The following is a 15,202-nucleotide window of genomic DNA, read 5'->3' as shown; positions in this document are numbered from 1 at the left end:
ATGTTTATTAGGTAGTTGCCCTGTCTTTGTTTAACAAAATGGCACAAAAGAGTTTTCGCGAAATTCGAAAGTGTCAGGGAATTATTTAAAACGAAAAACTTGCCTGACCCGTCCCTGGAAATCTTATTAAACATCGTTGCGTCGCACTCGTGTACAGCTGCTCCTATATTCAGCGAAGCTGTTATCCGGCCTATTAACAAGTGGAAGAATGGTCAGCATGAACGCCCAACAAAGTACAAAGTGTACAAGCAAGTGAGACAATTAAAGATCAACACGGCTAAAAGCCCTATCCCAAAATCTGCCATATGAAAATTCTTTGCATTGGAGAAGCATTAATTGATATGATTTGTACTGATGTCGGCAAATCGCTAAGTGAAGGTGAGCATTTTTTAAAAAAAGCCGGCGGTGCACCTGCCAACGTAGCTGCCGCAATCGGTGCGCTGGGAGGTAAGGTTGAACTAGCTGCCAAGGTAGGTTCGGACCCTTTTGGCCATCATTTGATAGATGTAATGAAGTCATTCGGGGTAGGTACCGAATGGATGCTTAAAGATGAAAGTAATTTCACAACCTTCGCTTTTGTCTCTCTAATGGAAAACGGGGAAAGAGATTTTTATTTTAATCGGGGGGCGGACGGACAGTTGAAAACGCAGGAGATAGAAGAAATTAACCTCCCCTCCTTTTCTATTGTTCATTTCGGATCTGCCACTGCTTTTTTACCTGGCCCCCTACAATCAACTTACCAAAGCTTACTGCAGGATTGTTTACAGCAAGACATCTTTATCAGTTTCGACCCTAATTATAGAAGCCTGCTCTTTCAACATAACAAGGAAAGTTTTATTGAGCAGTCCTGGAATTTTCTAAAAAACTGCCACTTCTTTAAACTAAGCGATGAAGAAGCTATGTTGCTTACCGGTACACTTACTGTAGCAGATGCAGCAAACATCCTGCTGCAAAAAACAAATGGTGTTTTTGCAATTACCCTGGGCAAAGAAGGTACAATGCTGGGTTTTAGTAATACCACATACATCCTTGAAAGCATCGTTATAAAACCTGTAGATACTACTGGCGCCGGCGATGCATTTGTAGGCGCAGTACTACATCAGTTAAGTGATAAAAAGCTTTCTGGCATCCGGGCAATGTCATTAGAGGAATGGCAACAGATCATTTACAATGCCAATAAAGCCGGTGCAAGAACTTGTGAGTATATGGGCGCAATGGAAGCATTTAAACACCTAAGTAGCGACATTTTTAACTAAAAGATCTCCTACATCAGGAAAGTGGCTTTAAAAAGAGCGTTACCTGGTGGGCAGGTCCATGTAATCAAGGGTAAGATTTGCTAACGCCTTTACGCCTAATAAAAGGCCGCTATCATCTATAAAAAAATCAGGCGTATGATGAGAGGGAGCCGTTAGCGGATTAACGCCTTTAGGCATTCCGCCTAAAAAAAAGAAAAGACCCGGAACTTTCTCCTGGAAAAAAGAAAAGTCTTCAGCACCTGTAACCGCCGCTTTTAACCGCACATTTTCTGTACCTGCCGTTTTTTGCAAAGACGGCAACATTTTTTCCATCAAAGAAATATTGTTGAAAGTAACAGGGTAATGGTTGGAGTATGGGATAAGAACTTCTGCGGAAGCACCGGCACTTTCGGCAGTCTTTGTAACTACCTGTTTTATTCTCTGAATAAACATTTTTTCATCTTCTGCACTTAACGTTCTTACAGTTCCAAGCATTTCGACCTGCTCGGGAATGATGTTAGAACGATTGCCCCCATGTATAGAGCCAATAGTTACCACGCCTGCGTTTTCCGTAACATTTAGGTTACGACTAACGATGGACTGTAAGTTATTAATGATTTGAGCAGAAACAACTATAGGGTCGATGGATGACCATGGATAGGCGCCATGTGCAGAACGACCTTTCACAGTGATCTTCATGTCATTTACACTGGCCATTATGCCCCCCGGCCGGTAAGTTATCTTACCAACTTCGGTCTGCGAATTAATGTGTAATCCAAATACCACATTAACCGCCGGGTTTTCAAGTACGCCTTCCTTAACCATGCGCTCTGCCCCGCCTGTCTCGCCTGCCGGTACACCTTCTTCAGCCGGTTGAAAAATAAACTTTACCGTTCCCTTCAAATCATTTTTCATTGCTGATAGAAGCTGTGCAACCCCCATGAGGATGGCAATATGTGTGTCGTGGCCACAGGCGTGCATCACGCCTACTTCTTGTCCGTTGTATGTTGCTTTTACTTTTGAGGCAAATGGTACCGGGGTTCTTTCAATAACCGGAAGTCCATCCATATCGGCTCTTAATGCCACAACCGGCCCTGGCTTGCCCCCTTTGAGTATTCCAACAACACCTGTTTTTGCAACCCCCGTTTTTACTTCTATCCCCAACGATTGCAAATGTTTTGCAATAATATCGGCAGTGCGAATTTCATTGTTACCTAGTTCGGGATGTGCGTGAAAATCGTGGCGCCATGCTATAACCTTTTGCTCAAGCTGATTGGCAGATTGCATTACTTTAGTACGCCGAGCATCGTTTTGAGCAAATGAGGAAATGGAGATTAAGACGGATATCGAGAGAAAGTACTTCTTCATAAAATCATAGGTTAAAGCGACTAATCTACAACATTGACTTCACAGAAAAAATTCAAATTGAGTAAGTAAAAAAGCTGAATAAAGAGTTGTCGTAGAAGTGAGTGACACAACAATGCTGAAAACAGGCCGGTTGTATAGTAACAAAAAAAGTATGTTATGATGTAAAAAAGTAAACCCTTCAAGCCAAGGCTCAAAGGGTTTAAAACTGGTTTAATGATTTTCTTAAAACCTAAAGGAAGCCCCAATATTTATACTATAATCAGCAAAAGCGGCATCGCCTTGAGTAAATCTTCCCGTGCGCGCTGTCGCTATTTTATCCGCTACACTCTGAGTACGGTTACGGGAAATAGAGGTAGGGACATAAGCGAAAACACTCACCTTAGGTAAACTATAAGTTACACCAGGTTCTACTGTCAAAATTCTACCTGGCCTCCTGAAGCCATTGCTACCCCCAATTAAATCATACACCGGTATAGATTCCTGGCGAAGACCAGCGGAAACAGTGAGGCGATTGATCATGTAATTTACTCCCGCCCTTATCATCATTTGGTCAGGAACACTCATTACATCACTACCATTTAATATTGCAGTTGCCGTTGCAGTTCCTCCTCGTGCAGTAGAAACACCGTTCTGCTCGCGGGGATTGCTTAGGTAATAAAAATTTCCATATAGGCCCAAACCATGAGAAAGATTATAGAACCCATTTACTTCAAGCGTTAAACCTGTGCCTCCATCTCCCAACTGGATAGATTGGTCAACAGGGCCCAACCTTTTTGTGCTGTCTGTTAATTTAAAATAATCCTGGTAGTTGTAGTCTCCCGTAGGCAACTTCACTCCCAAACCAACCTGAACGTTTCCCTTATACTTTTTTTCAGGGTTCCAGAGCCAGCTATATAATACAACACGCATGTCTCCCAGGCCAAATGAACGTGTAGTGTTTCTGCCAATATTTGCGTGCTCGTACAAAGACGACCTGGCATTTGAAAGAATCGGCATATCTAACATTAGCGACCATCTTGAATTTAACTTTCGTGTAATGGCAATATCAGTAGCGGTTGAATGATTGATGACTTCAGTGCCCAAATCCATTCTCTGCTTTTGCTCATCGGTGCCCACAAAGTGACGAAAAGATTTGAAGTACCTGTTATTTATAGTGAGCTGCCATTTACTACTGTCGGCTTGCTGCATACTACAATATCCGCCTGTGCTTCGAATGGCGACGCAACCTTGTGCATGCAAATGAGTTGCAGTTAATATGAAAGCAAAAAGAGTGAACAAGCTTAATAATATTTTTTTCATAATCGTTTAGTTGAGGTTGTCGTTAGTTTAATTTTTGGCTAAGAAGCCTTTTTTAAAGTCCTTCATTTTCAAACGTTGTAAAACAAGTTCTCCTACCTTAACACCCGTTTCATGCCCTACCTCGCAGGAGTATTTAAAGTGTATGCCTCCAAATATCCTTGACATTCCAGCCTCCCTTGCTGCTGCACGAACCGACGTAAAAGAACGACTGGGTATGCCGAACTCCAACTCTGAAGTATCGGTATAGCTAATATTGTCTCCAAAATAACGTGTCATAACTTCAGCAGCCGCTGCTGAAATAACCGCATGGCCGCTGGTGTATTCAGGAAATGGCGGAGTTTGAATATAAGGTTGCCATTCCGGATCAATGTATTTGTTTACGGCGGTTTCGGGCCTGATATAGTTGCTTCTGAATTTCTCATCCCAGCAACTTATAAATGCATCGAACAAGGCAATAGAGGTTTGAGCATAAGCAGAAACCGTGGTATTAAAATCCGATTTCTGAGTTGCTGCTAGTATACCGACAATGTTCATCCAATGGCCGCCCGGAGAAAACTTTTTGGTAGCATACATTACATGACCATTCACGTTTAATTTAAATGAATTATCGTCCCAAAAATCTGCCATATGCTTTTGTTCTGGTGTCAGGCTATCTACCGTACGCTTTACCAACATCATGGCATTATAAAAAGTGCTGGAGATGTTTTTTGGATCATACCTGGGCGGGCGAACAGGTTTCAATTGAGAACTAGAGTCAAGAACGAGGGTTCGTATTTCCATCCAATGTGGTTCTACAGCCTGTGCATACATCGGTGGGGTTGGTATCCACCTTCCTTCTTCGTTTGTAACTGTAAATTTCGTTGAACTGCGAATTTGTGCGTAGTTATCCTTTTTGCTCCAGCTCATAATACTGTCTGCAACAAGGCTTGCATACCCCACGCTACCTTTAAATATTTCAGAAGGCATCCCCGCATCTTTTGCTTTATTTTTCAGTTCATCTACATAAACATCCATACTTCCTTCAGGAAAGGTTACGGCATTACCTACCTGGCAAAATGCCAGCAAAGCAGCAAATGGAAAATCGACTTTGTTGGCAGCCTTTGGTTTAGGCACACCGATAAGACCATGAATTTGTCCGGCAAGTGATGGATAACTATTATCCCCTGCGGCAATGACCTCATAAGCAGCAATGTTTGCATAGGCATAATTGCGCGCTGCAATCATCGGAGGAAAATTGTTCTCCAACACAATGTCGTTAAGCTTCTTTACTGTTTTGCTATATAAAAAAGGATCATGGGTAACTGCCAGGTACTCTCCCGAATTTTTGCACGATTGTAGCAAAAACATTGTCAACAAAGCAAAAATTATTGTTCGCATAGTTCTCGTAGAATTAAATTGATATTTTTTAGGATAAACTTTTTTGGTTGCAGGCCAACTACATACAGCAACATCGTTGCGTCGCACACTTCAACGGTTTCTAAATCTCAACTTCTATTGCACTTTTATAATTGGAACGCTTTACGAGATGGCAGAATATCGAATAAAAAGCTTTCAACCGCTGATTGCAGTAGGCAGAAAAATAGTAGGTGCAAGTAAAAATTTGACCGTTGAGAAAGCAAGTAAAACCGCTTGAGCGAGAGCTGCTTTCAAGCATGCTTTCGCGCTTCTTGAGTTATAGAAACTCGGGGGGCTGCTCGGGCGAAGAATGAGGTGAAGAAGGTAAATAGTTTAGTTGTGGAGATAAGTAATAAAGGCTATCACTCAAAGCTGAAAACGGACGTGTGGCGGCTGTAATATGATAATCGTAATCGCTTGTAAGATTCTTAAAAAATCCTTTCGAATTATTCGACTTTTTAGAATTATCGTTTTGAGCTATATCATTTGCATTTTTAAAAAAATTGTGTTTTGCAGATTCTATGCTCATTTTGTTATGGTCGGGCAAGCATAACAAAACGAGGTTGCCATTAGTAATCTTCCTTTTTACATACTTATATATTTTGCCCTTAACGGTAATTTCACCGTCAATGCGTTCAAAATTCTGTTGATCATTTAGGTAAGGAAGAGAGAGGGGAACTTTTATGGCAATTAAGTCAGCTTCTTCAAAATCATTCTTATCGAATGAAGCTTCCAGTCTGACATCTGACTGCTGTTGAGCGTAATTAAAGACTAGCCTATAACCAAAAAGATTAAATAGGAAGATAGCAATCAGTAGTATGGCACCAGGTTGTTTCACAATTCGTCAGGAAAAATAGGAATTCTGTAACTAATTGCAAAAACAATTAATTTTTTTTAAGCATGGCGGGTTAAATCTCAAACTATTTATTGTTACCCTGAAACCTGATAACTAAAGTGCTATCATTGTTCCTGGCTAGTATATAGGCGTCTTTCTTCTGTATTTTCATTTTCCCAACACGACGTACCTGACCTTTCACTTTAAAGCCATTCAAGCTTTCACAAGCAAAAGAACCGTTTCCTCTATTCAAGAGAAGGGTTCCAAAGTCCGCATCAGACCTACCCATTTCAATATTATTTTCATAATAGTTTCCAACAACCAGGATGTCAGGTAAATCATCTCCATTTGCATTTACTATAACAGCGTCCTTGTACGATGAAAACTGTGCTTCCCATGGCATTGGTCTAACAGTGAAATTCATTTTTCCATCATTAATGAGAATCGAATTTGAAAAATAGTTAGCGGACAGCCTCCTCGCTTCGTCAAGCTTTTGTTGAGAAAATATATCGTTGAGTGAAGCTTTTGCAAAATCCTTCGCATACAAAAATTTTTTCTTCAAAAGGGGTATTTGCTTCTCTAACTCCGCCTTGCTCGAAAAGGGAATTTCTCTTCCATTTACATAATAAGTCATAACCTGTTCGTTCTTGCCGTTACCGTCAAAGTCATTGTAATACAAATTAACCTGCTCCTTTTCCGATGCTTTTAACCGGCTGTTTAAACCCAGGTTTCCAGCTATTAAATCTATGTCTCCGTCGTTGTCAAGATCAGCAGGTGTAACAAAATTCCACCAACCCATTTTATCCGTCAGGATACGTTTTATAAATGTTCCCTTGTCATTTATAAACGCAACTATCCCTCCCCACTCCAGTGATAATAACAGGTCCTGGTCCCCATCCTTATCAATGTCATTTAAGACACTGTTAGTAACAAACCCAATATTTAAAAGCTCTTTTGCATATAAAGAAGTGACATCTGTAAACTTCCCATTTTTATCATTTTGCAGCAGGTACGAGCGTGGTATTTCCCCATAACTCCATGGTACCGTTCTACCGGTAAGAAAAAGATCTAAATATCCGTCGTTATTAAAATCAGTTGCTACAATGCCGGAGGCATTTACGTGGATATGGTCGAAAGCATTATTTAGAACGGTAAAATGTAACCTGCCATCGTTCATGTATATCCTGGGGGCAAGAAAGCTTTCTTTGCCTACCTGTTCATTACCTCCGCTTGCTACAATTAAATCCTCATTTCCATCGTTATTTATATCGGCCCAAATTGCCGATACGTCTTCATAGGTGCTATCATTATCTATTGCAGGTACAGTTATTTTAGTAAAGCCTCCGCTATTGTTTTGTGTAAATACTGCACTTTTCTGTCCTTTTGAAGAACCTATAAATATGTCTTCTGTACCGTCGTGATTTACATCTGCAACTGCCAATGCAGGTCCCTCTGTTGAAAACATATGGGGCAGCAGCGGCTCCTGATCAAATTCCCTGTAAGGGTTCTCAATGTGACGAAAATTAAGGCCAATGGTAGCAGTTATATCTGCAACGGGAAAGCTGCCGAATTTTTTAAAAGAGGTTATTTTTCTGTAATCAAATGCAGGAAGATTTTTCTGGTAAGTGATGGAAACAGCAGCCGTATCTTTTGAAAGGTTTACAGGTTGAAAAGTACCATCGGGCCAAATGAAAAATATAGAGTCTACGCGCGTATTGGTTAACCCTATCTGTAAAGGTGTTTCCATACTTGAAAGAAACCCATGCACTGGAAACTTCTCATAAACTCTTACTCCATTATTTGCAAACACAACAGCTTTTGAACCTAACGCATCTGGATTTCTGTCTGGTCCTTTTATTTTAATGTTGAGCGACCTGGTTTTATTGAAATCACTATTTGTATTTTCATACACGAGGGCAGGTTCATCAATATTATTTACCACTATATCCAGGTCGCCGTCGTTGTCTAAATCCGCATAAACAGCACCATTAGAATAAGTAGCTTGATCATCGCCAATACTTTCCCCCACATCCTCAAACTTCAAATCACCATTGTTTTTAAAAAATTTATTAGGAATTTTTATTTTAGGGAATTTGTCTATTAAGATAGCATCCGTCTCATTCATCTTATTATCCTGTATCTTTTGTTGCACTTCCTGGCTCGAAATAAAATTAATGTAGTCGATGTCATTCATTCTTTTAGGAATACCATTAGAAACAAATAAATCCTTCAAACCATCATTATCAAAATCGACCCATAAAGGCGCCCACGACCAGTCTGTGGCGGCAACCTTTGTGTAAAAGCCGACCTCACTAAACATACCGTTCCTCCGATTGTACTGTAAGCTGTTGCGGCTGTATTGGTAATTATATCCGAACTCAATCTTCTGGTTAAATATATCGTACTCGTCTTCGCCCAGAGACCTTTTTAGAACCAATGGATCGGATGGCAACATATCGACAGAAATAATTTCCGGGAACCCATCGTTGGTAACATCGGCAGCATCTACGCCCATGCTAAAACGACTGGTATGCATTATTTGCTCATTAAGATCTTCTTTAAAAGTGCCGTCTTTTTGATTGATATATAGATAATCATTTTCATGAAAATCATTTCCAACATATAAATCAGGATAGCCATCGAGATTAATATCTGCCACTACAACTCCCAATCCATAGCTAATAGCAGAACTATTAATCTGAGACTCACGTGTCACGTCTGAAAATCGTGCACCGTCGTTTCGGTACATACGATCGCCGGAGAGCGGATGATAAGAACCGGCAAAATCTTTCCTCGGGCTATAATTGCCTTTTTCGTGGATAGAATGATTCAATAAGAACATGTCTAAGTCTCCATCCAAATCATAATCAAAAAAAGCAGCCTGTGAACTAAATCCCGAAAAGTCTAATCCAAACTCCCGGGCTTTATCTGCGTAGAAAGGAGTACCATTCTTATCTATTCCCTGGCAGACCAACAACTGGTTGTGACTTTTTAATATTTCATATTTCCCTACGCGGCAAATGTAAATATCTAAGAGCCCATCGCTATTTATATCTACTACAGACACACCTGTGTTCCATGCATTTTCAGTTGGTATTTTCGCTGCTACAGAAACATCTTTAAAATGCAGCTTGCCTGTGTTAAGGTATAATGTGTTTGCTCCCTGATTCGAAGAAAAGAAAAGATCGGTGAGTCCGTCGCTATTGAAGTCTCCGGCTCCAATACCGGCGCCATTATAGAAGTACATGTACTCAAACAAATTGAAGGAGTCGGTCGATGTAAGCTTGTTTGTGAACTCCAACCCCGTTTGCTTACTGTTTAACACTTTGAAAGCAGCAGGCTTTTCATGACGTGAATTACAACCAAAAAAAATAACAATCAGGAACCCTGTCCATCCGGCGGAGCATCTAAGCGTTTTCCAATAATGCATAATTATGTAAGGCCTTTCTTCTAGAAAGAAAAGCCGTCACATTTGTAACAGCTTTTCTTTTTTTACTTTATTTCGAATTATTAAAGCCAATCAGCAGCTTTGTCAATTATCAAGTTGGTCACCTTAATCCTACAAAGGCCTCAGCCAAATATTCCTGTAACTTATCGGCTCGCTCTTATCTCCGTGCGATTGCAGCTTGATAGGTGCAGCGCCATGTTTTCTATAAGATGGCTGACCGATATAAGGCGTATCACCCAACAAAGAAGTATTGTTTTGTACAAGCACCCCATTGTGAAGAACTGTAACTCTGGCCATAGATTTCAATATACCATGGTCATCAAACTTTGGCGACGTCCAAACAATATCGTACGTCTGCCACTCGCCCGGCTTCTTACTTGCGTTAGCCAGGGGAACAGCCTGTTTGTACATACTTCCCACCTGTCCGTTTACGTAAGTAGTGTTTTTATAATTGTCTAACACCTGCAATTCGTATCCCGATCCCCATGGTAGTGTGGCCAAAAATATTCCACTATTACCCCTGGCCTGACCTGATCCGGTAATGTTAGCTGGTATTTTGTATTCAATATGCATTTGGTAATCGGTAAAAGAACTGCGGGTTTGAATGTCGCCGATGCTCTTATTCACTGTCATTACGTTATCGCCAAGTGTCCACTTTGCAGCGGTAGAGTCTTTTGAGTTAATCCATTGGTCAAGGTTTCTTCCGTCAAATAAAATGATGGCATCAGAAGGAGCATCACTGAAACCGGTGCCGGGTGTAACCACCGGGGGAACGGGAGAGTAATATTCTGTTTCTTCGGGCCTCGCTCTTTGAGGTGCCTGAGCCTCTGCGATGGTTGACGCTCCCGTTAAAATGGCTGCAATAATTACAAATTTTTTCATCTTGTATTTTATTTAAAAACTATAAATCCGGTTTATTAGTATTTGCTTTATTTATCTGAAAACTATTATTTACCTTTTTTTATTTAGACGTATTTAGAGAATTTATCCATTCTGCAATTTTACGCGCTTCGCTATTTGGTACTTGTGGCATGGGCGGCATTGGAGTGGAATAATCAGGCCAATGTTCGGGTTTTGGATTGTGAATTAACTGAACAATTTGTGCAACGGTATACTTGCGTTTAGCAACCTCTTTGTAAGCAGGACCCACTTGTCGAGTGTCTGTGTTATGACAGGCGAGACAAGTATTTTTTTGCAAAAGGTTTTTAACTTCTGCAAATGTAGGGGCTTTCGTTGCACTTGCTTTTGATGAGCCTGGTGTAGCGGTAGTGGGCTCCTGACCTGAGGTGGCAGGATTTGCAGCAGCACCTTTTGTATTTTTGTAACGAACAGGAACAGTACTTTTTGAAGGAAGTGAAGATCCTTTTCCGCCCTTGCCCGAGTTCTTTGTACTTACTTCACTGCTAAGAAGCTTTTTTCCTTCGGGAATATTATTTAAGGTATAATAAGCGACCGGGTGAACCAGGGAAAAGAAAGTTTCTTTATCCTGAACGCCGTTAATGGTGATTGTATGAATGAAATTTTTGCGGAGGTTACTGACTACAATTCTTGCCTTCATTCCATCAGCTGTAACCTTTACGCCGGTAATTGTACACTTCTGGGTACTAACAGGAGGACTACCGTATACAGCATGATATTTATAAGTGTAACTTTCTACAGAGTAAGAAGCTATATCTTCTGCTGTTTTCCGGTCAGCGGGTTTTGTAAACTCAATTTCAAAGCCGTCAGGCATTGCACGAACTGCTCTCATTTCAAATGGAATTGAATTGTTCCATACCAGTCGCTGAAGTCCTTCAGTGGCTTCGCCTGCTGATCCCCAACCACGATTTGTTTCACCAACCATTAACGAACCATCTTTCGCCCACGCTAACCGAACGATGCCTGATTGAAAGCCACTTCTAAACGCCCATGAAGCTCCCTGGTATTCGCCATTAATTTTCTCCATAAACACACGATCAATAATACTCTGCCCCTGGTCACCTACCAACAGCTGACCAGCAAAAGGGCCAAAAGAACCTTCCGGTATTTTTACGATTTCAGAATTAGATATTCCTAAAATACCATGCGGTAACCAAACCGCGGGCGCCTGTAGTTCGGGTACAAATTGCTTCATATCTGCCTGGGTCATAAACTGTTCGTTCACGATATTTGGTGGCTTCACCGGACGGCCCTCTTTATCTACGTCCAGCCTCGGATTTATTTTCGACAATATCTGCTCCTGCCTAACCTTCACGGGCGAGTTTGGTAAATTGGCCCAAACCAACCCCGAAGGATGACCTAAAAAAGCTCCCTTTCTTATAGGCTTCAGGCTACCCGATCCTACCCAATCGCCCTGGTTATCAGTATACCACAATTCACCGTCTATCATGCTTATACCGCAAGGAGAACGTAGCCCCGTTGCCCACGGTTCCATACTACCATCCTCCTTAATATTCAGCGCCCAGCCTCTCCACGGTACAAAACTTCTTGGGTGCCACCAGTCTTCAGGAAATCCGAGATTAAGTGTTACAAAGAAAGAACCATCAGGTGCCAATTTTGGTCCAAAGCTATATTCGTGATAGTTTCCTGATACCGGCCAGGCATACACTGTTTCATATACGTCTGCTTTACCATCCATATCTGTATCAACAAGTTTTGTTAGCTCTCCACGCTGGGCGCAATACAATGCACCCTCTTTATACACCAGTCCCAACACCTCGTGCATGCCGCTGGCAAACTTTCTAAAGTAGGGACGTGGGCTGGTTGGGTTTTCTACTATAAAAACGTCTCCGCGCCTGGTAGTTACGCCTACATCTCCGTTTGGAAGAGTACAAAGGCCGCCTACTTCAAGTATGATACCTTCCGGTGCAGGCACCCTCATTATTTTGAAATAATCTTCTTCTTTAGCACTTTCTGCCTGTGCCCATCCTTCAGTCTTCCATCCTGACATTGCTACCATTAGCAACACAACAGGGAGCATTTTACTGAAGACATTTTTATTAAAACGAATCATTTTTGCTATAATTTAAAAAAGGATAGAATAACTTATTTTGCTTTGAACCGGCACAAGTAGTTCTTTGCGACCGTTGGAATCTCTTATTATCGCTTTACCTGTTCCACTATCATCTATTCGTACATAATACGATTTGTCATTTACCAGGTAAAGATTTTCTGCGGCTGTTTCAATTTTATCACCTTCAGCTAATCGCATATATAAGTTTGGAACAGCTCCAACAACGGATATCTCGCGATGAAGGCCTTCGTTTTTATCCATTATCCTGGTTACATCACTCACCATCGCGTTGTAAATCTGGTAGCGAAAAGTGGGTCGGTCTGCGCCATCAATAATGTATCCTTTTGGGCGATAACCGGTACCTGCGGTATCAGAGGACCACGCTGCCGTAGCAGAACCTAGTGTTTGTAAAGCCATTATTGGGGTGCCAAATTTTAGTAAGGAACCAGAAGGTCTTGAAGATCCATCGCCGCGCGAATGCCACATAGGAGTAGCATCTAAAAACCTTCCGCGCCATGCCTGCACAATCATCCCCTTGTCAAGATCATAAGTGTAGTTAACTTCCAATGGACTTCCCACGTTTACAGCATGCGTAACGCGTATGGTGTCAACATCCATAAAGCTTCGAAGGATGGTATTTACTGGTGCGTGTATTAAAATAGGATCTATCGGATCACCAGAAGCCACATTTGCATCACTAATCAGGTATTCTCTTATCCCGGGTCCGGCAATGGCAAGCCCCAAAGCAGGCTTGGCAAAATCAAAAATTTTTGAATATATTAACTGAAACGGAAGGTCTCCTGCCGGTAAAGTAACTTTTCCCCGTCCCCTCTGCTGGCCTACAGTTACTGCAACATTGTTATTAATGGTCATCGATCCTCTTCCTGCCAAAAGGCTTAGATTAAAATTGTAATCTCCCGCCTCCTTTACCCTAAGAGTACCTGTGTACACTATGGTAAACTCATTTTCTAATTTGCTGATATTAGATGAAAGAATTACAGAAGATCCTTCAGCATCAGGAGGCAACTTTTTAAAATCCGGTTGTGTTTCAAACTTTCCTTTATATACCTTATACTTCAAATCAATCAATTCCGGACGGGGTTTATCATAAGTCGTTACCTTAATATTTCTAAAGGCAACAGACCCGTGATCTCCCTGTAACCGTAGTGGCCCTAAGGCTACTTCGTCACTACCCAGTGCACCTCTTGTCGGGCCCGAAAGCTCCACATTCTCCTGTATCGACACACCATTCAACTCTACACGCAATATTTTGGCACTCTCCAGCTTAAGGCCGGTATTATTTACCCGCGGGGCCTGAAATGATATTTTTATGTGCTGCCATAAACCGGGTGCCTTACTTGCATTCTGCCTGGGAGCGTGTCCCTCATATCCCTTTTGACCATCTGGCTTTCCTTCGTTCCAACGCTCATAAATGCCACCATTATCGCCTGCTTTAGGATTTATTACTCCCCAGCTATCTAACAATTGAATCTCATAACGACCCTGCAGATAAATTCCAGAGTTTGACCCTTTAGCCATCATGTAGTCCAGCTCAAGATCCACGTCGCCGTGCTGCATGTTCGAGACAAGATCACGACCCACGTTATTAAAGTCTGTAAGGTTTACCAAAACTCCCGTTCCCGGTGTTGTAGTTAAAACTGCATTTTTTCCCAGATCGGCCTTCACATCTCCCGCCACTCTCCAGGTAGCACCAGGGCTTTGAAAAAAAGAAAGGTCGGTAAGGGGCAAAGTATTCTGAGCAGGAAGAATCTGGTAACCTATAACACCAGCAATAAAAAGAATTGCTTTTGTTGTATAAGTTACCCTTATACACCTGAACGGAAAACAAGAAAACGAAAACTTCATGTGTTTCAAGTTATAGTAATTAAAGTATTATAAATAGTGATTGAGGTTGGCAAATCAAATAAGGGTTGAAATCATTAGTAATCAGAAGAGATGCATGTTTATAGGAGGATCTGTGCTTGAAATTCTGAATGTTGCATTTATACAATGGATGCAAGGTAAAACATACGTTGAAAGAAAGGCAGGCATAAATCAATTTAAGTAGTCGCTCAATTAAAAATGAAAGTTATTGATTTACGAAATAATATTCCCACAAAAAATTCCGTCTAATTCATTTTCAATAAAACCAAACTATTGTATGTCTATCAAGAAACACATCTTAAAGCATTGAAAAGAAAAAGCCCTTACAATTTTTATCCAATTTTCGGTTTTCCAACATTTGCCATTAATCGTCTTTTGTTGTGTCACTCACTTCTACTTCAGTTTTTTATGGCACCCATCATCCCACAGTTTTCTAAATTCCTCTATAAAATGCTATATCCTTTTTTATCATTTACTGCTACTTTATTTAAATTCAAGATTACTTAATCTTGAAAACTTTCACTTTACTATTATTTAAAGCAGCCAGCATAAGGGTAAATTTGCCGGCTCTTATTGTTTTAATGCCTCGTATGGCACCCCTGACTTTAAATCCGCTGTGTTCCATTTTTACTGATTTAAAGCCACCTTTTCCATCGCCTTTTAAAAACACTCCATAACTGGCGTCGTAGATACCCACCTCTGGTTTGGACTCGTAAAAGTTGCCCCCCATTACAATATCCAAATTT

10 protein-coding genes are annotated in these 15,202 nt (G+C 41.1%); 1 reads left to right on the top strand and 9 read right to left on the bottom strand.

The window, feature by feature from the left end; translation table 11 throughout:
• Positions 1–305 precede the first annotated feature (305 nt).
• A complete protein-coding gene (locus JWR87_RS06735; protein WP_297817285.1) occupies positions 306–1,256 on the top strand; it encodes a carbohydrate kinase in 951 nt (316 codons plus the stop codon).
• 39 nt (positions 1,257–1,295) lie between these two features.
• Here JWR87_RS06735 and JWR87_RS06730 read toward each other — a convergent pair whose 3' ends face one another.
• From JWR87_RS06730 to JWR87_RS06690, 9 genes are all read right to left on the bottom strand, one after another.
• Positions 1,296–2,603: an amidohydrolase gene (locus JWR87_RS06730; protein ID WP_297817282.1), complete on the bottom strand. Its 1,308-nt coding sequence runs from the start codon at positions 2,601–2,603 to the stop codon at positions 1,296–1,298.
• Positions 2,604–2,825: 222 nt separating this feature from the next.
• The gene (locus JWR87_RS06725; RefSeq protein WP_297817279.1) at positions 2,826–3,902 is read right to left on the bottom strand and encodes a hypothetical protein; all 1,077 of its coding nucleotides are present in this window, start codon (positions 3,900–3,902) and stop codon (positions 2,826–2,828) included.
• Between the two features lie 27 nt (positions 3,903–3,929).
• Positions 3,930–5,279: a vanadium-dependent haloperoxidase gene (locus tag JWR87_RS06720; RefSeq protein ID WP_297817277.1), complete on the bottom strand. Its 1,350-nt coding sequence runs from the start codon at positions 5,277–5,279 to the stop codon at positions 3,930–3,932.
• A gap of 295 nt (positions 5,280–5,574) precedes the next feature.
• Entirely contained in the window at positions 5,575–6,135 is a 561-nt protein-coding gene (locus JWR87_RS06715; RefSeq protein WP_297817274.1) for a hypothetical protein, read from the bottom strand.
• 82 nt (positions 6,136–6,217) lie between these two features.
• Complete coding sequence (locus JWR87_RS06710; protein WP_297817271.1) at positions 6,218–9,562, bottom strand: VCBS repeat-containing protein; 3,345 nt, start codon at positions 9,560–9,562, stop codon at positions 6,218–6,220.
• A 129-nt stretch (positions 9,563–9,691) separates the two neighbouring features.
• Positions 9,692–10,462, bottom strand: coding sequence for a DUF1080 domain-containing protein (locus tag JWR87_RS06705; RefSeq protein ID WP_297817268.1), 771 nt, complete (start codon positions 10,460–10,462; stop codon positions 9,692–9,694).
• A 79-nt stretch (positions 10,463–10,541) separates the two neighbouring features.
• Complete coding sequence (locus JWR87_RS06700) at positions 10,542–12,572, bottom strand: c-type cytochrome (RefSeq protein WP_297817265.1); 2,031 nt, start codon at positions 12,570–12,572, stop codon at positions 10,542–10,544.
• Between the two features lie 12 nt (positions 12,573–12,584).
• Positions 12,585–14,438, bottom strand: coding sequence for a DUF1080 domain-containing protein (locus JWR87_RS06695; RefSeq protein ID WP_297817262.1), 1,854 nt, complete (start codon positions 14,436–14,438; stop codon positions 12,585–12,587).
• A 517-nt stretch (positions 14,439–14,955) separates the two neighbouring features.
• The coding region (locus JWR87_RS06690) for a hypothetical protein (RefSeq protein WP_297817259.1) at positions 14,956–15,202 on the bottom strand (247 nt) is incomplete at its 5' end.

Origin of the sequence: Segetibacter sp. (assembly GCF_025963695.1) — a bacterium.
Classification (GTDB): Bacteria; Bacteroidota; Bacteroidia; order Chitinophagales; family Chitinophagaceae; genus Segetibacter.
Note: the sequence above shows the minus strand (reverse complement) of the source record. Positions and strands in the feature narration are given on the sequence as shown.